Genomic DNA, 22683 nt, shown 5'->3' on the forward strand with positions numbered 1-22683 from the left:
ATTTAGTTAAAAGAAGGCGTAACAATGGTTTAATCGTGCAGGGGTTTTATCTACCAATGATAATAATATACATAAAGATATAATAGGTAGGAAAAACCCCCAAGTGTGACAGAGATTCAAGATGAATCTGAGTTTAAATGCGTATCCAAGCCTGTCGGAATAAAATCCGATGGGCTATTTGTTTTGTATAACAATAAGGAGAGATTTTAATGAATGATGAACAGCGATTTAGTGTCGATGGTGACGAATATATTCTTTACTATTAAAATGGCAGACTTATTCTCAAATGAAAATGTTAATGATTTGATATAGTGTTAAATAAAGCTATAAATACAAGTTTTATCTAACCTGATTATGTCCTATAATAGCATGTGTGAAACAATGTCAAGGAGTGATGATTTTGGACAAAGTAAAAGTCGCTGCTTATTGTCGTGTCAGCACCTCGACAAAAGATCAATTAAATAGTTTCGAAAATCAGCAGACATATTTTCAACGTGAAATATCCAAAAAGCCAGAATGGGAACTGATTGAAATTTATGCTGACAAGGGGTTAAGTGGTACAACCATGAATAAGCGTAAAGAGTTTTTACGGATGCTTTATGATGCTGGAGTTGATTGGCAGATAATCAAGGGCAAGGTAGTACTTACATCAAGTGAAAGGGAGCCAAAATTTAATAGAATTATGGTATCTAATACTTCCCGTTTTGCAAGAAATATCCTTTCAATAGATGCACTCAGAGAATTAAAAGCAAGAGGGGTTTACATTGACTTTCTTGATTCTAATAAATCGAGTGAAAATGAGTCAGATGAGGTATTTATTCAGATGCTGATATCATTTGCTGAACAAGAATCAAGAGATAAAAGTATCAAAGTTCGATTTGGTCAAAAGGAGAGTGCCGAAAAAGGGGTGATCTTTACCAATAAAACTATATTTGGTTATAGGTATATCCCAAAAGAAAATATTTTGGAAATTATTCCAGAGGAAGCAGAAATCATTATTACAATATTTGATCTATATGTTTCTGGTGAAGGAATTAGACGGATAATTGATATTCTTGATGAACGTGGTATGAAAACAAGAGATGGTAAATCATTTGCAAAATCAACTATCTCTAGTATTTTAAGTCAAAGAAAATATTGTGGGGATCTAGTTAGAAATAAATACACTTTTGGTGAATTTCTTAACAAACACAATAGTTACAAAATCAAACCTAAAGACGAATGGATAATCCATGAAGATGTAATACCTGCCATAGTGTCTAAAGAAGTATTTCAGAAGGCTCAGGAAATAAGGGATGGTAAAATTCACACAAAATTGCAACGTGGAATAAACAAAGGTAAGTCTGATTTTGCAGGGAAAATAAAGTGTGAAACATGCGGTAATCATTACATTCGAAATGTTGACAGAGGGAGAGCATTTTATAATTGCAGTCTAAAGAAGGCTAAAGGCGTTAATGCTTGTTCAAGTAAAAATATAAATGAGAAATATTTAAATGATATTGTAGAAGAAATGGTAACTAGGGTTCCAGAAATGATTCTCAAGAATAAATCGAATACTATAAAAATGTTAGAACGATTTAAAGATGAATTACTCAAAAGTATAGATCAAGACAAAACTGAGTTAGTCCGAAACCTAAGTGATAAATTAAAAGAACTAGAAGGTAAAAAGGTAAAATTGCTTGATTTATATTTAGATGATTCATTTGACAAACACACTTTAAGCAAAAAGGCACTCAAGATTGATGAAGAAATTATTAACATGAAGAAAGAAATTCAAGAAAACTCTAGAAATAATGATGAAATCAATGCTGAAGCAGGAAGGATTAATCAACAAATCATAAGTATTCGAGATTTAAAAACAAAAGAATATTCAATTGATGAAGTAAAAAATATGCTTAGATTTGAAGTGCAACAAAAAACTAATGGCAACTTCCTTTTTGTAACTGTCAATTCATTTAATGAAATTCAATTCAACTACAATATTCTAGGTCAGTATCAACCATATTCAGCAGTGATGGATAAATTGAAGTATGGAATAGTAACAGCGCTAGATTAATAACGTGTAAATGTCCCACAACGTGTTATTAATCGGTCCTCCTGGCTCGGGAAAAACGATGCTGGCCAATTGTCTCAGCTCGATCATGCCTGCGATGAGTAAAGAAGAGTCTTATGAAGTAACCAAGATTTACAGCATTGCCGGTCATTTAACAAGAAAGAGCGGCTTAATACAGGATCGTCCGTTTCGCGCTCCGCACCATACCATCACCCAAGCGGCTCTTGCCGGAGGTGGTTCACAGAATCCGCGACCGGGGGAATGCAGCTTTGCGCATGCGGGTATTTTATTTTTGGACGAGATGCCGGAATTCTCCCGACATGTGCTGGAAGTTCTCAGACAACCGCTTGAATCGGGAAAAGTAACCATCGGGCGGGTGAAACAAGTCTATTCGTATCCGGCACAATTTTTACTGGTCGGTTCGATGAATCCGTGCCTCTGCGGGTATTATGGTACCCGTGACCAACAGCAATGCACCTGTAGTCCAGCTCAGGTGCAGCGCTATCGGTCTCGAATCTCAGGTCCTTTACTGGATCGCATTGATATTCATTTGGAAGTTCCAAGGGTTCCAGTAGAGATACTAGGGAAGAGAGCGGAGGAGGAGGCATCCGGGGTGATCAAGAAACGGGTGGAGATTGCTAGAATCTCTCAACGGGAGCGTCTCACAATGAATAAGGAATTCCCTTACAACAGTAGAATGGGGTCGGCTGATATACGTAAACATATTCAGCTTGATCGAGAGGGACAAGCGTTGCTAAAGCTCGCTTTTGAAACGATGGGATTAAGTGCGCGAGCGTATGACCGGATCTTGAAGGTAGCGCGAACAATCGCGGATTTAGCTGGTTCAAAACGTGTGGAATCAACCCACATTTCCGAAGCGATTCGTTATCGAAGTCTAGATCGTTCAGTGATCTAAGAAACAACTTTTTTAAAATTCTATCTGTGAAGGATAACAAGAGGGTGTCTCCTCAAGTAGTTTTATCTACTTTTGGGGCACCCTCTTTTTTACTCTTAGTAAGAATCGATGAGTGGAACAAACTCCTTTTTTATTCATTTTCCTCAAGGGATCATCCAATAAGTATGCAACGTTTCGTTCCGGCAAGTCGTCATAGAGGCAGACCCAAATCATGAGAGGAGAAGTTGTATGAAAACAAAAGTGAGAAGACTGGGTATTGAGGCTGTACTAACGGTTGCGATTATTACCTTTTGCTCATTCTTTACCGTTCCTACTCACGCAGAATCTATAAATCCTGCTGGAATGGAAAAGCGTATCATCAGCGTAACAGGTGAAGGGGAGATAACAGTCGAACCTGATATCGCCTACATTAATTTTGGAGTTCAAACGCGTGGTAATAATGCGAGCGAGGCGCAAAGCGCTAATGCGCAGGCATTCGCAAAAATAGAAAAAGTATTATATAACGTCTATAAGTTGGACAAAAAAGACGTGAAAACATCCGATTTTCAAGTACAGCCTGAGTACACCTATCCCGATAAGGAACTACCGAAAATCAGTGGTTATACAGCGAACCATTCTGTAAGGGTAACCTATCACAATATCGCGAAATTAGGCGAATTGTTAGATTCACTCTCCAAAGCAGGAGTCAATCGGGTAAACAGCATTCAATTCAGTACAGAAAAAGGGCAGGAATACGAGATTCAAGCAATGGAAAAGGCAATGATGAACGCTGAAGCAAAAGCAAAAGCTTTGGCCAAGTTTACGGGAAAAGAACTAAAAGGAATCATTACTATTTCGCAAAATGGAGGCAGTGGTATCCCTGTGTTATATGGCGATAATTCTGGATTCTCACCACTAATGAAAGCAGAGGCAGCTCCCAGCACGTCAATTTCCTCGGGACAATTGAGGATAACCGCCAGTGTAAGTGTGCAATTCGAGTTTTAGGTACGGGTGTTTACAACAAACACCCCCAATGCTCATAAGGAATATTTGAGTAGATAGATAGTTATTTCGTACCGGGTTCAAGCTGTAACACTTTGCATCGGACTACATATGATGATAGCAAGCAGGGAAGGAAGGTAGACCTGCACGGTGTAAGCGCTATCATATTATGAAGGGAAGTGCATCGGGATGTTCTGGGTTATGTGGGCGATCGTTAGTCTCGTCGTTTGGGGAATCACGAATCTCTGGATGACAGGTCAAGTTACAGGCAGAAACTGGTGGGCTTCATTAATAGCCGCATTGGTTGGTGGCTGGCTCGGCGATTGGCTATTAGGTGACTGGTTATGGGTGGTTGCCGGATTTAACGTAATTGCCGGGGTCATCGGATCTGGGGTCTTTAACTGGCTGTGGAGCTTGGTTTCCAAACAGAAAGGCTGATGTTCTTGAAAGAGAAAACGCTATACAAGGAGTAAAAGCCTGTCAGCAGTTTGTATGCTGACAGGTTTTTGTTGATCAGACACCCGATTCCTTTTCCATTATCCAGTCTTCAATCCTTTAAGATACCATAATAAACGAGATCCTTATAAACTCCCCATTTCTTCACGTGTTGTGGAAGAATGCCTTCATGTTTCATCCCGATTTTCTCCATTACTCGTATAGAAGCAGGATTTCTTCTCATCGCGCGGGCAAAAATTTGATTCAGTTTCAACTCTTCAAAGCCGAATTGAATCACGTTATGTGCAGCCTCCGTCATAATGCCCATTCCCCAGTAAGGCCTACCAAGCCAGTACCCCAGCTCGGCTCGTTGATGTTCTAGAGCTACGCTTAAGCTAATACAACCTACCAAGTTCTGAGTCTTCTTGAGGGTGATGGCCCACGTCAGCAGTTCGCCGCTTTCTGCTTTTTCTTTGAGAGATTCAATCCAGGGTAATGCCATTCCCTTAAGGTAGGGGTGGGGGATTGAAAGAGTTGTATCGGCTACTTCTTTGTTTCCAGCCAATTCCTCAACAACACTAGCATCATTCGGGCAAAAGGGACGGAGAAGCAGACGGTTTGTTTCGAGTTTTTTCATTATATACATTCACTCCTTGCTAATAAAAAGAGATATTTGTCAAATTTTCGAAACTTTATGAATTGCTATTTATACCGAAAATTGGTATTTTAGAAGAGGTATAATAAATAGTCAAGACCCAATTATGATATGGAAATAGAAGGGCAGGAGGAAATACGATGCCACAGGTAGCTTTAGATGTATCTTTTGTTGGCAGGATTCTAGAAGAGGACGTATTTACAAGAAGTGGCATTCTATTATTAGCAAAAGGAACACCTTTGACGAGTTCTGATATCTTCAAATTATTACGGCAAAAGATACATTATGTCTCAGTTGAATCCGCACTTATTACCTCAGAAGAAGAAGTAAATCCCGTATCCCGTCTCTTAGAGAATTTTTACATACATAAAGAAGTCTCCGCTGCCTATGTGCAAGCATTAGAAGATTCCAAAGAGCTATTCGACAGCATCCACTCAGAATATATCCCGCCTTTGGATAATTTTACTCAAAACTTTTTTCCATTGATGGATCATGTGTTGCAGAATACTGGAATTTTTCGTGCCCTTTACGTGTTAGAAGGTGCTGAGGGTTATACTTATCGTCATTCCATCAATGTGGGGATACTGTCAGCATTGATTGCGAAGTTGTTGAAGCTAAGCGCTACTGAAGTATTTCTTGCTGGCCAAGCAGGTCTTTTGCATGATGTCGGGAAGATGTTGGTTCCATCTGAAATCCTATTGAAACCGGGTAAACTTACTGTAGAAGAGTTTGAACAAATGAAACTCCACACGGTGCATGGATACAAACTGCTAAGTAAGATGGAAGGCGGCCATGAATTATTTGCGCAAGCTGCCTTGTTGCATCACGAACGGTTGGACGGCTCTGGCTATCCTGAGAAACGGGTAGGAGATACCATTCCTTTCTTCACCCAGATTATCTCGGTAGCGGATGTGTTTGACGCAATCTGTTCGGATCGGGTTTATAAAGGACGAACCTCTCCATTCGAAGCGGCAGCCTTGTTATGGAAGGAAGCTTGTTCAGGCGCGTTGAATCCCGATATCGTTACCAGGTTCATCCATTACATCGCATCCTTATATACCGGATCGAAGGCGAAGTTGAACAACGGAGAAGAAGTGGAAGTCGTGTTAGTTTATCAGGACGAACCGATGCGGCCACTCGTGCGTAAACAAGATGAGTATATTGACTTGCGCCACAATCGTAATTTAGCGATTGATAAAATGATAGGATAGTACCAAAAACCCGATCGAAGAAATGATCGGGTTTTTGTTTGTTCGAAATGAACGGGTGATTGGTCTACAAAGGATCAATAGGCAGAAGGATTTCAACCGTCGTTCCTTCATGGAGGCGACTCTTGAAGCTTAAGTCTCCGTTGTGATCGCGAATAATTTTTTTACTGATCATGAGTCCTAGCCCTGTTCCCTTTTCTTTGGTTGAGTAGAAAGGCAAGCCTAACTGACTGAGCCGTTCTTGACTTACCCCACATCCTTGGTCGTTGATTTGAATCATGATAAAACGATCATCTACACCATGCATTCGAATCTGAATAATGCCACCTTGAGGCATTGCGTCGATGGCGTTTTTGATGATATTAATAAACACTTGTTTCACCTGATTCGCTTCACAAACAATATCGGGCAATGAATCGTCGAGCACCAGTTGAATCTGCACGTTGTTCATGATGGCCTGGGTATCGAGAAGCATCAACACATTGGTCAAAATGGATGGAAGGTTGTTTTTCTTGTAATGGATAATTTGTGGCTTCGATAACACAAGTAATTCACTGACAATCATGTTGATGCGATCCAATTCATCACGCATGATTTCCAAATACTCGTGCTTGAGCGTGGATTGTTCCTGCATCAGTTGTATAAAGCCGCGGATCGAGGTGAGCGGGTTGCGGATTTCATGAGCAATCCCAGCGGCCAACTGACCGATAATCGAAAGCTTATCAGAGTTACGCAGTAGTTCCTCCGTCTGGATGCGTTCCGTGATGTCACGTGCGACACAAATGATTTGTTCTACCTTGCCTGAAGAATCCAGCATCGGTTTACATCTGCATTCAAGAACAAGCCATTCTCCATTTTGATGAAGATATCGCAAATCTAGTGTAACTGGCTGCCAATTCGTAAGCATTTCATCAAAAAGATTCGTTACTTTCTCTAAATCTTCGGAATGAACATTTAAAAAAGACGAGGTGCCTTCCACTTGATCCGGGGCAATGCCGAGTACAGTCTGATGAGATGGGGAGGCGTACATAACGATACCTTTTACATCAATAATTCGAATCATATCGAACATGTTTTCGGCGATCAGTCGAAACTTGATTTCATTTTCGCGCAGGGCTTTTTCAACCCGTTTGCTTTCTGTTATATCGCGTAAAATGTTGGCAAATGCAATGACTTCACCATCTGCGTTTCGAATTGGCGAGTAACTGATACTGACATCAACAAGTGATCCATTTTTGTGTTTTCGTATGGTTTCATAGCCTTTTATATTTTCACCTGAACGAACACGTCTATGTAGGTTGGCCACCTCTTCACGGTATTCAGGAGAAGGAAGCGTCTGTACTTCTTTACCAAGCATTTCTTCCGTAGTATAGCCAAAAATGTCCAGAGTGGCCTGATTGATTCGGATGACACGGCTGTGTAAGTCAAAAATTCCGATTGCATCAGAGGTATTAGTCAAAAAATACTGTAAATGCTCGTTTGTCAATCGGAGCTCCTCCACGTATTTTTTTCGCTCCGTAATATCTCTGGCAAGGATCAACAAGGCAAGCAACGTACCTGAGTCATCATGGATGGGGGTGAGCGTCAAGGAAATATCGAAGAGACTGCCATCCTTGCGCAGACAAGCGATTTCATAACTGCTGATCGACTTGCCATCTAAAGCCGCTTGGATAAGAGACTGAAATTCATCAGCGTGTGACTCTGGGATGAAGGGAATGGTTTGGAAAAGGACTTCATGTTTTGCCCAACCGTACGTGATTTCAAACGCGTCGTTAACGTGTCGAATCGTCTGATCAGGATTTAAAATCATGATAGAATCCAATGAATTGGTCAAAAAAGAGGTAAAGAAATGACGGAAGAACGAATCATCCGTCTTCCCAATGTTGTTCTGTCCCATATCACCGAGTTTCTGAGAGTGAACAAAGTTGCTCATGAACAGGACCACTCCAATCAGTTCGTTAGGTATCGTATAAGAATCTTCTGAATGACTTCTATTGGTCTATAATATAACAAGAATAGATAGAAGGGGTAGTTAACGTTCGGGCACAAAAAAACCCCCGCGAAGAGGCGTCACAGCCGCGTTTCGCAGGGGATAATATTAAACTTTGTGAGCGGGATGTTCGAACGTTTGGCAGGAAACGCTGCAATTTTTATTTTGCGAGCAACTGGAGCAAGCTCCTTGTTTGCTTTTTTTTACGTGGCGATACAGTGTCCACCCTGCGTATCCAAACACAACCGTACCAATGAGGATGTCGAACATAATCTCATCTCCTTGTGATAGAATGCCGTTTTGCTAGGGCTAAGCGGGCATCGTCATGACGTTCGTTTAAGCCAATCCGATTAGCTTGCCTCCCTGGTAGATGATCAATGCTACTAGATAAGCAAGTACCAATGCGTATCCCACTGAGAAGATCGTCCAGCGGCGGGAAGCTGTCTCTTTTTGAATCACCCCTACAGTTGCGAGACAAGGGGTATAGAGTAAAACAAAGGCCATGAAAGAGTATGCTTGCAGTGGTGTAAAGAATGTTCCCATCATGCCAGTCAGACTTTCAAGATTAGGAGCGTTGTAAATAATATTCATGGTCGAGACGACAACTTCCTTGGCAAAAAATCCGGTCAAAAGGGCCGAGCTTGCTTGCCAATTGCCAAATCCCAAAGGAGCAAACAGGGGAGAGATAAGACCTCCAATTTGCGCCAAGAAACTATGGTCCATATCGACTCCGAATCCTGAGAAGCCCGCGTACGATAAGAACCAGATCAATACAGAACCACCCAAGATGAAGGTACCCGCTTTGCGGACGAAGCCTTTCCCTTTTTCCCATGTACTACGGAAGAGGGTACGTCCTTGTGGCATCCGATACGGTGGCAGCTCCACGATGAACATGGTGTTTTCAGAGCGGAGCAGGGTTGACGAGAATAGTTTGGCTAATAAAAGAGCGAGGACTACCCCCAAGACATAAAGAGATAAGACGATTGCCGCCTGATTTTTTACAAAGAACGCGCCGACGAACAGACTGTAAACCGGGAGTCGAGCGGAACAGGACATTAATGGAACGAGAAGGGTGGTCAGGAGCCGTTCTTTGGGCTGTTCAATAGTACGCGCGGCCATCACGCCGGGAACGTTGCAACCAAATCCGATAATCATCGGGATAAACGATTTTCCATTGAGTCCAACCATCTCCATCAATTTATCCATAACGATGGTGACACGTGACATATAACCCGAATCCTCAATAAAGGAGATGAGGAAGAAGAGCATAAAAATTTGCGGGACAAAGACCAGTACACCACCGACCCCCGCTATGATTCCGTCGACAAGTAAAGCGTGAGTGAACTGTGATGCTCCAACTGACGTGAGAAACTGATTGACCGTATCACTAAGTGGACCCGAGATAAAGCCGTCCAGTAAATCAGAAAGGGGAGTTCCTATCCAATCAAAAGTAAACTTGAACATGACATACATGAACAAAAGAAAGATGGGCACGCCTAAATATTTATTAGTTACGATCGCATCAATGCGGTCTGTGAGCGTATGTTCTACATGTTTGGTGCGAGCAAGAGATTCCTGAACTACTTCTTTGATAAAAGACGTTCGAACCTGACGAAGATAATGTGGCAACGACATCGCGTTTTCCTGTTGGACTACATGTTGTTCGGTCTCTTGGTAGAGATGCTCCAATTGTGAGCGCTCAATAAATTTCTCCAGCGCTTGAGTAACAAGCGGATTACCCTCCAAAAACTGCAACGCCAGCCATCTGGTAGGAAGTGGTTGGTCTTTCGGTATCCATTGGGTAAGGGAGGCGATTGCCTGTTCGACATTCGGACCATAGTTGAGATCGAGCGGTTTGGCGGTTTGTTGCTCCACTTTTGATAATTGGGCAACAAGTTCGTCACTGCCTTTGCCGGTACGCGCCACGATGGGTACCAAGGATACGCCAAGGATTTGAGCCAGCTTGGAGTAGTTGATATCGATCCCTCTGTTCTTAGCCACGTCGATCATGTTAAGACCCATGAGGACAGGTTTCCCATACTCAAGCAATTGTACGGTCAAGTAGAGGTTTCGCTCTAATTGAGAAGCGTCTACAATATTCAGGATTGCTTCGAATTGTTCATCGAGAAGAAACTGGGTGGCAACTCCTTCATCACGTGAGAGAGGGTTGAGTGAATAGATCCCAGGCAAATCGATTAAATGACCTTGCTTGTTTCTCAGCAGACCTACTTTTTTCTCTACCGTTACCCCAGCCCAGTTGCCAACATACTCATAGGAGCCGGTCAACGTATTGAAAAGTGAGGTTTTCCCCGTATTGGGATTGCCTACAAGCGCGATGTTCATCATACAACTTGCACCTCAATCATGCATGCTTCACTGCGGCGAATCCCGATGCATTGTCCATTGGATTCCAATGTGAGCGGTCCACCGAACGGGCAGGCACGCTTCATGCAAATCTCAGTCCCTTCCATGATACCGAAGTCAATCAAGCGACGCAGGACAACTGCACTCACTTTGGATATATTACAAATGCACGCTTTCGTGCCTGGTTGAACTTCTGCAAGGCTCGCGGTTGGTTTCATAAAGTCCTCCAAAGAAGATAATGATAATCTTTATCAATTAGGCTACTGTAATTACTATATCACGGTATGATCTGAGGGGCAATGAGAATCTTTATCATTTGTAACACTTGCTTATGATAACATGATTTCACCAGAGATGTTATGACATTTATCACACGTAACAATTTTCACAAGTTCGTAAGATCCCCGGGCGAGAAGAGTTTTAATGAAATGTGAACCACGATACTTATGGCGTAAAAGCGATTCAAGTTGAAGGAGGTTGCAACCTATGTCTTTCGGTTGTGGAATGGGAAATATGAACTTGCCGCTATGCCAAGCATTGGCTCAATTAAAAGAGGAACATATACCGTTGCGAGCACAAATGGATGAGTTCTATCTGCTTGCCCAAGCGATTGGACAAAATGACCAAATCACGAATTGGGCGGAATCACTTCACACGGTTCATCAAAAAGCAGCAGCCTTTATCAATAAACTGGACCCTCATTCTCTTCGGGAGGAGGAGATCTTGTTCCCGATGATGGCCAATTTCATTGGTCGTGAAAGCGGCCCGATTGCTGTGATGGAATATGAACATGATCAGGCAAAGAATAATCTCAAACAGTTCTTGAAGCAAATGGACCAGCTTCCTGAAGTCGTAGGCAGAGATGAAGCGAAGGCGATTGCTGGCTATCTGAAGAATGCCTATATCATTTTGACAGAACATTTTATGAAGGAAGAAAATGTCTTGTTCCCAATGGCTGAACAGATCCTTTCAGCGGACGAGAAGGATGAACTTCTACAGAAATTTAATGAAATATCGTAAGGAAAGAAGTGTAATCTTTTGCGCACTATCCGATAACTAGGGTAGTGCTCTTTTCATTTGTACGAATGAACAAAAGATTGCTCACAACATATTCGAGGGGGAGTCACAGTGAGTTCTCGACCATTTGACATTGCAATTCAAACCTACCGAGTCGGTAAGGATTATGTCTTTCATCTGACAGGTGGAGTTGCCCATATTGGAGCGGTCGCGACCGCTTATGTGGAGAACACAGAGATAAAAGTAGGCTTAACCACAGTCCCCGGTCATCGGGAAGATGAGTTGGCGGTTGAATTGGCCACAGCAGCGTGCGAAGCCTATAAACAAACCGTCACGGCCATTGTCGGCATACATATAGATCACGCGACACGTGAAGAGATACAACAGATGGTAGAAGTGGCCCGTCAAACGATAAGGGAAACTATTCGCGGCGTTTGAATGGGTGAAGGAATGATGGGCTCCGAACCAGAATCTTCTATCAGAGGGGAGGAGTATTTGGATGAAAAGAAAATATGCTGACCTTTCACATTCACCTCGGATTTTAGAAAAAAAGTACCGACAGTATGTTCTTACAAATGAGCACTTCAGTGGGACAGTCTCGCTTGTTCAAATTGAAAAAGTAACGGAACCTGGCTTTATTCAAATAAATGACGAAAATATTTGTATAATCGACGCTGGTTATGAGTGGTTAATCCATGTACCCGATCATTCGGCATTTGTCATGACGACGATCTTTAACGAGCGTCAAGAAATCGTACAGTGGTACATTGATATTTGTGAGCAGATCGGGAAAGATGAGAGAGAGATCCCCTGGTTTGATGATATTTATCTGGATATCCGAGTATTACCTACAGGGGAAGTAGATGTACTGGATGCGGATGAAATAGAAGAAGCGCTTAGCCAAGGGGTGATCACCAATGATCAGCATGAGAAAGCGTGGAAAGAGCTAAATCGATTGCTTGCTCTGATTCGCAACAGGAGCTTTCCGTTGATTACATTCTCACGTGACCATCTTGATTGGGCTCTTCCATTGGTTTCTCCATATAAGGGAGTGCAAGGACCATCAAATCCATGACTGCATGAATGAGAATGGCGGGCAGAATTGATTGAAAGCTAAGGTAAATCAAAGCGAGAAATAAACCTGAAATGGAGGTTTTTATCACACCGTTGAAGCCTTGATAGTAATGAATCAGGCCGAACATTACCGAAGAAATCATCAGATACACGACAAGGGAAAAATTATGTAGATAGGACGTCAAAAACAATAACGGAAACGCCCTGCACAGCAATTCCTCACAGACTCCAGCAGTCAAGCTAACCAGTACCCAGAGACTTCGCTCCTTTGAGGAATAGGGTCGAAGGTAAGGGAAGTAGTCGGGCTGTTTTTGACTATCTTGAGTCAAACGTTCTCGAAAGTCAGCATTTAATCTGCTGAACACTAGATTAAAGGCGACTCCAAAGAAATAAAGCATAAACAGGCCAATGACAAGCCATCGAAGCCAAAGCGGAAGGGCAGAAGTTGTAGGGTCGATCCAATTCAAACCAAGACTTTGTCGAGGAAGTCCTTGTGCTATTGTGACGCCTAGCAAATAAATCGTTGGTATCCACAAGGTGACCATGGTGGTGATATAATAGCGAATTCGTTCGCCAGGATGCTCTGTTATTCTTCGCTGAAATCTAATGAAATCACGCTTTCCGACAATTGGTTCATAGATTAGGAGATAGAAGAGTATAGGGAAAAAGGAAAGCATGTTGTCCTCCCGAAATCAAATAAGTGAAAGGCAAGGTTCAGCAAATCATTGTGTATTAACTCTTGTCTATTCACTATAAATTCAACCACATGGATAATCAAGGAAAACGCCATGCGGTCACATCCAATTTTATGAAAAACGTCGAGATGTTTTGATCTCCCGACGTTTCAGTACCCCGTTGAGAGGGGACGTTTTTCACAGTAAAAAGCGCCCGTTACATACTTCGGGCGCTTTTTACTCGATTATGGTCGATATTTATTTCAGCTACATTCGACAAATCTCTCGAGGGCAATCCTGGCAATGGCAAATATTTTGCAGGTAAGTGAGATTGTGAATGATAATGTATCCATTTTCCATGTCTATGATATCTTTGCTTTTCCACTTGTTCAGCATCCGGTTGACGCTTTCGCGGGCCGTTCCGATGATATTCGCTAACTCCGTGTTGGATAGCTTATGCGAAATCAGAATGCTGCCTCCGTCCACTTGTTTGCCATAGGAGTTGGACATACGGATCAGGGTAGAAGCAAGCGCCCCTGATTTCCCATATAGCAGCAAGTCGCGCAATTTTGTTTGGGTCATGGAATGGATGATGCCCATCCACTTCATGAATTGAATGGATAGATCACCTGGCTGAAGGAGCAACCGATCAATCTCTTGTTGTTCCAGGACGCCGATAATGCTGTCTTCTGAAACCTTTGCGTTATACTTGTAGCGGCTGTTTTCCCGAATTTTGGGTTCACCAAACATATCGCCGCTTTGGAACAAAGCTAATGTAAATTCCTTGCCGTCATTCGTTGATTTAAATGTTTTGGCATGTCCTTGCTGGATGAAATAAAGTTTACCGGTCGGGTCACCCTCCCAGAATAAGTAGGAGCCTGCAGCTACCTTATGAAACGTCATGCTGCTCTTCAATAATTCAATATTGTCATTCGAAAAAATCCCGATGTTGCCAAAATAGTAAGGACAGCTTGTAGATTGACAGCCAGTATCGGTAGCTGTCGTTTGAAATGTTGCCATCTTCTTTTCCTCCCAACATTGACTATATAGCAATAGGGCATGTGTTCTTTCACACTGCCCAGTTCAAGGGTTATTTGTGATTCGTTGTAGATTCAACACTTGTGAAACCTTTCACTTTTGTTGAGTTCAAAAGAAGACTACTCATCACGTTCTCTCCTTTAATTCTCTTACTGCTAGTGTAACGGTATTGAAGGTTTTCTTATGTGATAAGTATCACAAATACCTTGACGAAAACTTGTTATTATGAGAATGCCCAAATTCGCTTTATGAAACGAGATAATTTTGAAGCGCTTTTGGGTCAAGAATGACGATTTTCTTGCGATTCATGGAGATGATTCCTTCTTTTTTTAGCTGGTTAAAAATACGATTCACCGTTTCCCTGGTTGTTCCTACCATGTTGGCGAATTCTTGGTGAGTAAGCGGCAGATTGATGATGATCTGTTCCTTGTTTTGGGAACCATGCTCTTGAGCCAACCTGAAGAGGAAGGAAATCACACGATGGTTGATGTCGTGAGTCACGAATTCTTGCAGTTTGGTCTGAAGGTCCCTGATCTTTTCCCCCATCACTCGCATGACTTTTACAGCAATTGTCGGGGTTTCGAGCATCAGCTGTTCAAATTGCTTCAAAGGGATGACGATAAGCTCGGCAGGTTCTACAACCTCTGCCGTTGCCGGATAAGGAGATTGATCGAAGAATCCGGTATGCGGGAACATATTTCCTTTTTTTTGAAAGGAGACGATTTGCTCATTGCCGTTCACGTCAGTCTTGTAGATTTTAATAATTCCTTTGCAGGCAAAGAAAACCGCATGTCTGTTTTCTCCTTGCATAAAGACATTCGCTTTGCGCTGAAAGGAATGATGACTCGTAATGGCTGCGAGCCTCTCGAATTCCTGATCATCTAACTCTCGAAAGATCGGGATTATACGTAATGTAGGAATAAGCGGATTCATTCATTTCACTCTTTTCGTCATAACTGAGGTACCATATTTATCGATAATCGTTCGATGAAGAGCCTACGATATCGTATCACGATCGAATTTATTTGCTTGTGATACAAATCACAAACTCGGATGCAACAGGACCATCTTTCTGATTAATCGCCATCTATACGGGATGTGTGTAAAATAGAATCCAAAACAACACGACAGGAGGGAACATAGCGATCATGTCCCAGCTTACGGCATGTGGAGTTATTTTAGCAGGTGGGAAAAGCGGTCGGATCGGGAACGCCAGAGAATTTTTGGATTGGAACGGAAAGTGATTTGAGCAATTGGGCGACTTATTATATGAATACACCAGAACACTATCAGTTTGCTTGTAATCAGAGGAGGACATACCATGCGTTTTCAGCGGGAAACCCTAACAGTAGAAGAAGCCGTTCTTAAGCTAATGGAACATGCGGATGTATTGGAAACAGAGGAGATCAGCTTGTCGGAAAGCTTTGGGCGGATTCTGGCAGGATCGGTTGTAGCCACTGAAGATTTACCGCCTTTTGACAAGTCTCCATTAGACGGGTTCGCGGTACGAGCGATAGACACAGAGCAAGCTTTACCCGACTCGCCTGTCGCATTACGTGTTGTGGAAACCATTGGAGCAGGTGATGTACCTTCTGTCACGTTGTCTGATGGTGAGGCAAGTCGGATCATGACGGGTGCGTTGATCCCACCTGGGGCTGATGCGGTTGTCATGTTCGAACAGACCGTTAACCCTGGTCAGGTAGCCGAGTATGTACACGTGAAAAAAAAGATGAGCTCTCTTGAGAACATCTCACGTCAAGGGGAAGAAATAAAGCATGGAGAACCTATACTCATTGCGGGAGAAAAAATTGGTGCGGGAGCAATTGCTGCCTTAGCGACCTTTGGTTACTCGCGTGTCAACGTTAAAAAGAAGCCTGTGGTTGGCATCCTTTGTACGGGCAATGAAATTGTTGACGTGGACCAGCCTCTTGCCCCCGGTAAAATCCGCAATAGTAACGGCCCGATGTTGTACGCGATGGTGATGGAGGCGGGTGGAGTACCTGTCAAATACACCCAACTGCCAGACGATGAGGTTTCTTCCAAACAAGCGGTGGATCGAATCATCGAAGAGGTGGATATCCTGATCACCACAGGGGGCGTATCCGTCGGTGATTTTGACATGATGGCTGCGATCGTTGAACATCCGGATGTGCAGCTTTTATTTAATCGAGTAGCGATTCGCCCGGGAAGTCCCACCTCAGCGGCAAAGTATAAAGGGAAAATGATCTGCGCCCTATCTGGTAATCCAGGAGCCTGCTTTATTGGATTTGAACTTTTTGTTCGCCCATTGATCGCTCGAATGCAGGGACAATTGACGGTGCCTTTGAACAAAGTGGAGGCGATATTGACGGAAGATTACGATAGGCCGTGCCCTTATCCGCGATATCTGCGCGGACGAATACATACTCAAGAGGCCGTTCTCTATGTCACACCTGACTTGAATGACAAATCAGGAAATCTGACGACACTGAATCAATGTGAATGCTTCGTCATTATTCCTGCGGGTGGAAGAGGCAAGCGAGCAGGTGAACATGTCGAAATCATTCCGATTCATACTCCAAGCTGGAAGCTAGGGGGAGCGTGATATGACTAAATCCCCAATGGTCGTGCAATTTGCTGGATATTCCAACTCCGGCAAGACTACGCTTCTCACCCAGGTCATCCGCTACTTAAGCGATCAAGGTTTACGCGTGGCTGTAATCAAGCATGATGGTGGACACGATGTTCAGATTGATCAGGAAGGAAAAGATACCTGGCGATTTCATCAGGCAGGCTCTCCATTAGTCGCCATTCAATCCAAGATGCAAACGGCTTGGTTTGATTATTCGCCAATCAGTTTAGCTGAGATTATTGAGCGTATGGCAGCAGGGCAACCCGATCTAATCTTGATTGAAGGCTTCAAACGGGAAGCGTATCCCAAGCTGGTACTGATTCGAACAGAAGAGGACCGGGAGTTAATGGACAAGCTAGAGAATCCGATGGCAATCGTCAGTTGGCTATCGGTAGACCATCCGACTCTCCCTGTATTTTCAATCAATGATCATGTGAGCATTTGTCAGTTTCTTTACAAGCGCTTTCAGGAGATTCGCTCACAAAACTAGCGGTTTCGTGATCTTTTCATGAACCTTTTCTGATGAGACGAATTATCGTTCTGCTCGCTGTGATAATTATCACACAACAATTCTGAAATACTGGTAAAATTGAAGTATAACGAAAAGGATCAGGGGAGGGACTGATATGTTTAAACGTATTTTAGTTGCGGTGGATGGTTCTGACGCTTCACAAAAAGCGGTGGATTGGGCAATCAAAACCCATCGGGAGCTTCCTGAGGCTGAAATCACGATTTGTTATGTACACCAACCTCAAGTAACGGTAATCCCTGGCGGCGGTGTCTATATTCCAGTCGCTTATGAAACCACAGGCACAGAAGTTCCAGAGCATACACCTGCTAGCGAAGCATACAATAAATTCCCAGACAAACAACGCGTGAATCAAGTGACCAAAGTGGGTTATCCTGCGGAAGAGGTTTGCCGTATGGCCGAACAGGAACATTATGACGTCATCGTGTTGGGCGCTGAGGGACATGGTCTTGTTTCTTCCGTATTGCTTGGTAGCGTGAGCGCCAAGGTTCTTCACCAAGCCAAATCTGCTGTCCTCATCATTCGATAATGTAAGTGGAGGTATTCTTTTGTTAAGGTTTTTTACAGAAGAATGCCTCTTTTTTTCAATAGCAACTTTCTGAAAAATACGAAAGTAAGCGCTGAGGTGATTAAGATGAAGGTTACGTTTTTTGGCGGAGCCCGTACGGTAACAGGTTCATGCTATCTGTTGGAAATCGAACAGGACAAAATTCTCGTCGACTGCGGAATGTTTCAAGGCTCCAAAGATCTGGAGCAATTAAATGCGCAAAAATGGCCATTTAACCCAGGCGATATTTCTTACGTCATTTTGACGCATGCGCATATTGATCATTCTGGATTGCTGCCCAAATTAAATCGGGAAGGATTCAAGGGAAAGATTATTTGTACCAAATCCACCTATGACCTGTGTTCAGTTATGCTTCCGGATAGCGGACATATTCATCAAATGGAAGCGGAATGGCAGAATCGCAAGCGCTCTCGTCAGCGCAAAGCCAAGGTCGAGCCGCTGTATACAGAAGCGGATGCTCAAGCAGTCCTTCGCCATTTTGTCGCGATCTCGTATGACACGATTACCCAATTGACACCAGCGATACGGTTTCAGATGAGAGATGCTGGACATATTTTGGGTTCAGCGATCGTGGAGATGTGGGTAACGGAAGAAGAGAAAGAGTTGAAGCTTGTATTTTCCGGAGACATTGGTTCATCTGGACAAGCGATCGTGAAAGACCCAGAGTTGATAGAAGAAGCTGATTATTTGTTTGTGGAATCTACCTATGGAAACAGACTTCATCCAACGGCGGTAGAGAAAAGCGAACTGCTTCTTGATATCATCCGTCAAGCGGTTCGTGAAAATGGTTTGGTCATCATACCATCCTTCGCAGTTGGACGTACCCAAGAGCTTCTTTTTCAGCTGCACAAACTGGTGAAGCAAGGGGAAATCAGCAATATTCCTGTTTACGTGGACAGTCCGCTTGCCATTGCGGCAACCGAGATTTTTCAAGCCAATCCGGAGGTTTACGATGAAGAGACGTCCAGATTGTTCGCACAAGGAGATAATCCACTTGCTTTTCCGGGTTTGCAATTTGTCCGCTCAGCGGAGGAATCTCAGCGCTTGAATTTGCACAAGGGGACGGCTATTGTCATCGCCGCAAGTGGAATGGCGGATGCCGGGCGCATTTTACATCACCTGAAGCATCAGTTGTGGAAGGAAAACAATCATGTCGTCTTCGTTGGCTATCAGGCTGAGGGCAGTCTGGGGCGCAAGCTATTGTCCGGAATCAAACGAGTCAAGGTTTTGGGTATCCAAGTAAAGGTAGGGGCACATATTCATGATCTTTCCGCCTTTTCGGCCCATGCCGACCGAGATCAGCTGCTAGCCTGGTTGCGCGGTTTTACCAATAAGCCCAAACAAACATTCATTGTGCATGGGGAAGAAGACGTTGCGCTCGAGTTTAAACAAACGATTCAGGAACAACTAGGCTTGGAATGCTATGTTCCCACTCGCGGAGAAGTCATCGAACTACATGGGGAATCCCAAGGTCAGTTGAAGAGACAGACGGTGGAAGGGTTGTTTGAGCTCTCGGATGCTGAACTGCAAGCGTATATTCAAGCCCTTGAACACAACATAGAGGGACTTGGATTGGCTTTGCGCAAGTATCGGTTACAAGAAACCCAAGCGATGCATCTCTCTGAAAAGTTGTTAAAATTGGGTGAACAACTGGATGAGATGGAAGAAGAGCTTTAAGCTTAAAAAAAACTCCATTCATGGCGAAAATGTGTCTAAAATAACCCGAAAGCCATAGAAAAACACCCATTTCCTCTCTGTTTTGTAGGCAGAGAGGCTTTTTTTGCGAAATTTCGGTTGAAATAAGAAACGAAAGATAGGGAGATCAGGAAGAGAAGAATCAGGGAGTTCCCCGAATTACAGATGAATGATTTAGCTTTAGAATGAAGCCGTGAACTAAATTACCCATATTATTCATCCGGGTATGAGGAGGAAGTCATATGCAAGAAATATCGCGCAGCAGTCAAGCGACCCGCACGTGGGATCCAGAAGATCCTGTATTTTGGGAAGCTAGTGGGAAGAAGGTTGCGAACCGGAATCTCTGGATCTCGATTCCAGCACTCCTTCTAGCATTCGTTGTCTGGCAGATATGGTCGGTTGTCGCGGTCAATCTCAACACGATCGGTTTCAAATTCTCTACAGAAGAACTCTTTACTTTAGCAGCCCTTCCAGGTTTGACGGGTGCAACCTTACGTCTCTTCTATTCGTTCGTGGTACCAATTTTCGGTGGGCGTAACTGGACCGTAATCAGTACAGCAAGTTTATTGATCCCAGCGATTGGGATCGGGATGGCGGTACAGGATCCTACGACGTCATTCACGCAAATGGCCATTCTCGCAGCATTATGTGGATTTGGCGCAGGTAACTTCTCATCATCGATGGCGAATATCAGCTTCTTCTTCCCGAAAAAAGTAAAAGGGACAGCGCTTGGATTGAACGCAGGTCTTGGTAACCTTGGTGTCTCCGTGATTCAGTTCGTGGGTCCGCTTGTGATCACTGCTGGTATCTTCGGCGCAATGGGTGGTGACGCACAGACGATGATTAAAGGTGATGTCACCAAACACGTCTTCATGCAAAATGCAGCGTATGTCTGGGTGATTCCAATTATTATTACGACGATTGCGGCAATGTTTGGGATGAACAACCTTCCAGGAATCCAAGCCTCTGTCGGACAGCAATTGGTAGTGTTGAAACGCAAACACATGTGGTTGATGACTTGGCTGTACACCATGTGCTTCGGTTCTTTTATCGGTTATTCTGCGGCGTTCCCTCTATTAATTAAATCTCAATTTCCTGACATCAATCCATTGCAGTATGCGTTCTTAGGCCCATTAGTAGGAGCATTAATTCGCCCAGTCGGCGGTATGATGGCTGATAAATTGGGTGGCGCACGCGTTACTTTCTGGGACATTATCGTAATGATCGGTGCAACGTTTGGTGTCATCTTCTTCATGAATCAACATAACTTCTTGGGCTTCTTCCTGATGTTCATGCTTTTGTTTGTTACAACAGGGGTTGCTAACGGTTCTACCTTCCGCATGATTCCGGTGATTTTTGAGCAGAAAGAAGCAGCACCTGTACTCGGACTTACCGCAGCATTTGCGGCGTATGGGGCATTCTTTATCCCGAAATCGTTTGGCGCTTCCATCCAGGCTACTGGTTCGCCAAATACAGCACTCTATGCTTTTATCGCTTACTATGTCGTATCTCTTCTTATCACTTGGTACTTCTACGCTCGTAAAAATGCTGAAATTAAGTGTTAGTCAAACGACTTAAAAAAAAGAGGTGTCATGTATGACAGAGAAAAAAAGCTTCCTGAAGTCCGGACACTTACCCACATTGGTTTCTTCCTTCTTATATTTCGATATCAGTTTCATGATATGGGTGATGCTTGGCGCAACCGCTACGTTTATTGTGTCAGATTTCAACCTCACCCCGGCGCAAAAGGGACTCATGGTCGGTATTCCCGTTCTCGGGGGAGCACTCCTGCGTATCCCGATGGGGCTGTTAGCCGATAAATTCGGCGGCAAACGAATGGGGATTATCGGGATGCTCATTACGGCTATCCCGCTCTTATGGGGATGGCTATATGGAAACTCTTTGTCTGAAGTCCAAGCATTTGGCTTCTTGCTGGGGGTGGCTGGTGCAAGCTTTGCGGTTGCGCTTCCACTGGCAAGTCGCTGGTACCCGCCTGAGCATCAAGGGTTGGCGATGGGTATTGCGGGAGCGGGGAATAGCGGAACAGTGTTCGCTACGCTGTTTGCTCCACGGATTGCCCAGCATATGGGCTGGCATAATGTGTTTGGCTTGTCCTTAATCCCTTTGCTTATCGCGCTGATTGTCTTTATCATCTTTGCCAAGGATTGCCCGAATGCGCCTAAACCGCAAACAATGGGTCAATACTTGTCGATCATCAAGCGGAAGGAAACCTGGGTTTTCGCCTTCTTTTACAGCTTATCGTTTGGCGGTTTCTCAGGATTAACCAACTATCTTGGTATTTTCTTCGTTGATCAGTATCACGTCAGCAAAATTACAGCAGGCGATTTCGTAACGCTTTGTGTTTTCGCTGGAAGTTTTGTTCGACCGATTGGCGGTTGGCTGGCAGACCGAATGGGTGGCGGTACCAACATGCTTATCCGATTATTTGCGGCAGTTACTCTAGTTCTCTTCCTGGTAGGATTGCTGTTGCCGGTTTATGTTGAATTGGCGTTACTCTTTGTCACCTTGCTGATATTTGGTTTGGCGAACGGTGGGCTTTTCCAAATCATTCCGACCCGATTTCCGAAAGAAGTTGGTCTCATGACGGGTTTCGTAGGCGCAGCTGGTGGAATCGGAGGGTTCTTCGTTCCAAATATTTTAGGTACACTAAAAAGTTTGACAGGATCCTATACCTATGGCTTCTGGTGGTTCGGGGGAACAACGCTTGTGGCGATGTTGATATTCATGGCCTTGAGGGTTGCATGGAAGAAAGAAACCCAGCACCTACGCTCTTCTGTAAACCAATTATAGGATGACGAATTGCAATGAAATAAAATCCTCTGGGCTTGAAACCAGGGGATTTTTCTTACCCGGC

Annotated in this window: 22 protein-coding genes; 14 read left to right on the forward strand and 8 right to left on the reverse strand. The window is 43.6% G+C overall.

Features of this window, described 5'->3' with window-relative positions:
• Positions 1 to 400 precede the first annotated feature (400 nt).
• The 4 genes from ACQCN2_RS13380 to ACQCN2_RS13395 all read left to right on the forward strand — a co-directional run bounded on the left by ACQCN2_RS13380 (position 401) and on the right by ACQCN2_RS13395 (position 4388).
• Entirely contained in the window at positions 401 to 2056 is a 1656-nt protein-coding gene (locus tag ACQCN2_RS13380; protein ID WP_426929428.1) for a recombinase family protein, read from the forward strand.
• A gap of 22 nt (positions 2057 to 2078) precedes the next feature.
• Complete coding sequence (locus tag ACQCN2_RS13385) at positions 2079 to 2969, forward strand: YifB family Mg chelatase-like AAA ATPase (protein WP_426929429.1); 891 nt, start codon at positions 2079 to 2081, stop codon at positions 2967 to 2969.
• Between the two features lie 228 nt (positions 2970 to 3197).
• Positions 3198 to 3953, forward strand: coding sequence for an SIMPL domain-containing protein (locus ACQCN2_RS13390; RefSeq protein WP_426929430.1), 756 nt, complete (start codon positions 3198 to 3200; stop codon positions 3951 to 3953).
• A gap of 186 nt (positions 3954 to 4139) precedes the next feature.
• A complete protein-coding gene (locus tag ACQCN2_RS13395) occupies positions 4140 to 4388 on the forward strand; it encodes a hypothetical protein (protein WP_426929431.1) in 249 nt (82 codons plus the stop codon).
• Between the two features lie 109 nt (positions 4389 to 4497).
• Here the strand turns inward: ACQCN2_RS13395 and ACQCN2_RS13400 are convergent, their stop codons facing one another.
• Entirely contained in the window at positions 4498 to 5022 is a 525-nt protein-coding gene (locus ACQCN2_RS13400; RefSeq protein ID WP_426929432.1) for a GNAT family N-acetyltransferase, read from the reverse strand.
• 158 nt (positions 5023 to 5180) lie between these two features.
• Here ACQCN2_RS13400 and ACQCN2_RS13405 point away from each other — a divergent pair, with 158 nt between their 5' ends.
• Positions 5181 to 6251, forward strand: coding sequence for an HD-GYP domain-containing protein (locus tag ACQCN2_RS13405; RefSeq protein WP_426929433.1), 1071 nt, complete (start codon positions 5181 to 5183; stop codon positions 6249 to 6251).
• Between the two features lie 64 nt (positions 6252 to 6315).
• Here the strand turns inward: ACQCN2_RS13405 and ACQCN2_RS13410 are convergent, their stop codons facing one another.
• The 4 genes from ACQCN2_RS13410 to ACQCN2_RS13425 form a co-directional block, all read right to left on the reverse strand.
• Positions 6316 to 8181, reverse strand: a complete 1866-nt coding sequence (locus ACQCN2_RS13410; protein ID WP_426929434.1) for a PAS domain-containing sensor histidine kinase — start codon at positions 8179 to 8181, stop codon at positions 6316 to 6318.
• Positions 8182 to 8346: 165 nt separating this feature from the next.
• Complete coding sequence (locus ACQCN2_RS13415) at positions 8347 to 8508, reverse strand: FeoB-associated Cys-rich membrane protein (RefSeq protein WP_426929435.1); 162 nt, start codon at positions 8506 to 8508, stop codon at positions 8347 to 8349.
• A 66-nt stretch (positions 8509 to 8574) separates the two neighbouring features.
• On the reverse strand, positions 8575 to 10584 hold the full coding sequence (feoB, locus tag ACQCN2_RS13420; protein WP_426929436.1) for a ferrous iron transport protein B: 2010 nt from the start codon (positions 10582 to 10584) through the stop codon (positions 8575 to 8577).
• A complete protein-coding gene (locus ACQCN2_RS13425) occupies positions 10581 to 10820 on the reverse strand; it encodes a FeoA family protein (RefSeq protein WP_426929437.1) in 240 nt (79 codons plus the stop codon). The genes feoB and ACQCN2_RS13425 overlap by 4 nt, the downstream gene beginning before the upstream one ends.
• Before the next feature lie 268 nt (positions 10821 to 11088).
• Here ACQCN2_RS13425 and ACQCN2_RS13430 point away from each other — a divergent pair, with 268 nt between their 5' ends.
• The 3 genes from ACQCN2_RS13430 to ACQCN2_RS13440 all read left to right on the forward strand — a co-directional run bounded on the left by ACQCN2_RS13430 (position 11089) and on the right by ACQCN2_RS13440 (position 12694).
• Complete coding sequence (locus ACQCN2_RS13430) at positions 11089 to 11622, forward strand: hemerythrin domain-containing protein (protein ID WP_426929438.1); 534 nt, start codon at positions 11089 to 11091, stop codon at positions 11620 to 11622.
• 108 nt (positions 11623 to 11730) lie between these two features.
• Positions 11731 to 12057 carry a prenylated flavin chaperone LpdD gene (lpdD, locus tag ACQCN2_RS13435; protein ID WP_426929439.1) on the forward strand — a complete coding sequence of 109 codons (327 nt, stop codon included), beginning with the start codon at positions 11731 to 11733 and terminating at the stop codon, positions 12055 to 12057.
• 61 nt (positions 12058 to 12118) lie between these two features.
• Positions 12119 to 12694, forward strand: coding sequence for a ribonuclease FAU-1 family protein (locus tag ACQCN2_RS13440; protein ID WP_426929440.1), 576 nt, complete (start codon positions 12119 to 12121; stop codon positions 12692 to 12694).
• Here ACQCN2_RS13440 and ACQCN2_RS13445 read toward each other — a convergent pair.
• The 3 genes from ACQCN2_RS13445 to ACQCN2_RS13455 all read right to left on the reverse strand — a co-directional run bounded on the left by ACQCN2_RS13445 (position 12612) and on the right by ACQCN2_RS13455 (position 15338).
• Complete coding sequence (locus tag ACQCN2_RS13445; protein WP_426929441.1) at positions 12612 to 13370, reverse strand: CPBP family intramembrane glutamic endopeptidase; 759 nt, start codon at positions 13368 to 13370, stop codon at positions 12612 to 12614. The two genes, ACQCN2_RS13440 and ACQCN2_RS13445, sit on opposite strands and share 83 nt — an antisense overlap.
• Before the next feature lie 264 nt (positions 13371 to 13634).
• A complete protein-coding gene (locus ACQCN2_RS13450) occupies positions 13635 to 14387 on the reverse strand; it encodes a Crp/Fnr family transcriptional regulator (protein WP_426929442.1) in 753 nt (250 codons plus the stop codon).
• 264 nt (positions 14388 to 14651) lie between these two features.
• A complete protein-coding gene (locus ACQCN2_RS13455) occupies positions 14652 to 15338 on the reverse strand; it encodes a Crp/Fnr family transcriptional regulator (RefSeq protein ID WP_426929443.1) in 687 nt (228 codons plus the stop codon).
• A gap of 388 nt (positions 15339 to 15726) precedes the next feature.
• Here ACQCN2_RS13455 and ACQCN2_RS13460 point away from each other — a divergent pair, with 388 nt between their 5' ends.
• From ACQCN2_RS13460 to ACQCN2_RS13485, 6 genes are all read left to right on the forward strand, one after another.
• On the forward strand, positions 15727 to 16989 hold the full coding sequence (locus ACQCN2_RS13460; protein ID WP_426929444.1) for a molybdopterin molybdotransferase MoeA: 1263 nt from the start codon (positions 15727 to 15729) through the stop codon (positions 16987 to 16989).
• Between the two features lies 1 nt (position 16990).
• A complete protein-coding gene (gene mobB, locus ACQCN2_RS13465; RefSeq protein WP_426929445.1) occupies positions 16991 to 17506 on the forward strand; it encodes a molybdopterin-guanine dinucleotide biosynthesis protein B in 516 nt (171 codons plus the stop codon).
• 136 nt (positions 17507 to 17642) lie between these two features.
• A complete protein-coding gene (locus ACQCN2_RS13470) occupies positions 17643 to 18074 on the forward strand; it encodes a universal stress protein (RefSeq protein WP_426929446.1) in 432 nt (143 codons plus the stop codon).
• A 105-nt stretch (positions 18075 to 18179) separates the two neighbouring features.
• Positions 18180 to 19790 carry an MBL fold metallo-hydrolase RNA specificity domain-containing protein gene (locus tag ACQCN2_RS13475; RefSeq protein ID WP_426929447.1) on the forward strand — a complete coding sequence of 537 codons (1611 nt, stop codon included), beginning with the start codon at positions 18180 to 18182 and terminating at the stop codon, positions 19788 to 19790.
• A gap of 260 nt (positions 19791 to 20050) precedes the next feature.
• On the forward strand, positions 20051 to 21373 hold the full coding sequence (locus ACQCN2_RS13480; protein WP_426929448.1) for a NarK family nitrate/nitrite MFS transporter: 1323 nt from the start codon (positions 20051 to 20053) through the stop codon (positions 21371 to 21373).
• A gap of 31 nt (positions 21374 to 21404) precedes the next feature.
• Complete coding sequence (locus ACQCN2_RS13485; protein WP_426929449.1) at positions 21405 to 22619, forward strand: nitrate/nitrite transporter; 1215 nt, start codon at positions 21405 to 21407, stop codon at positions 22617 to 22619.
• Positions 22620 to 22683 lie beyond the last annotated feature (64 nt).

It is taken from the genome of Brevibacillus ginsengisoli, from assembly GCF_050113715.1.
Taxonomy (GTDB): Bacteria; Bacillota; Bacilli; order Brevibacillales; family Brevibacillaceae; genus Brevibacillus_H; species Brevibacillus_H ginsengisoli.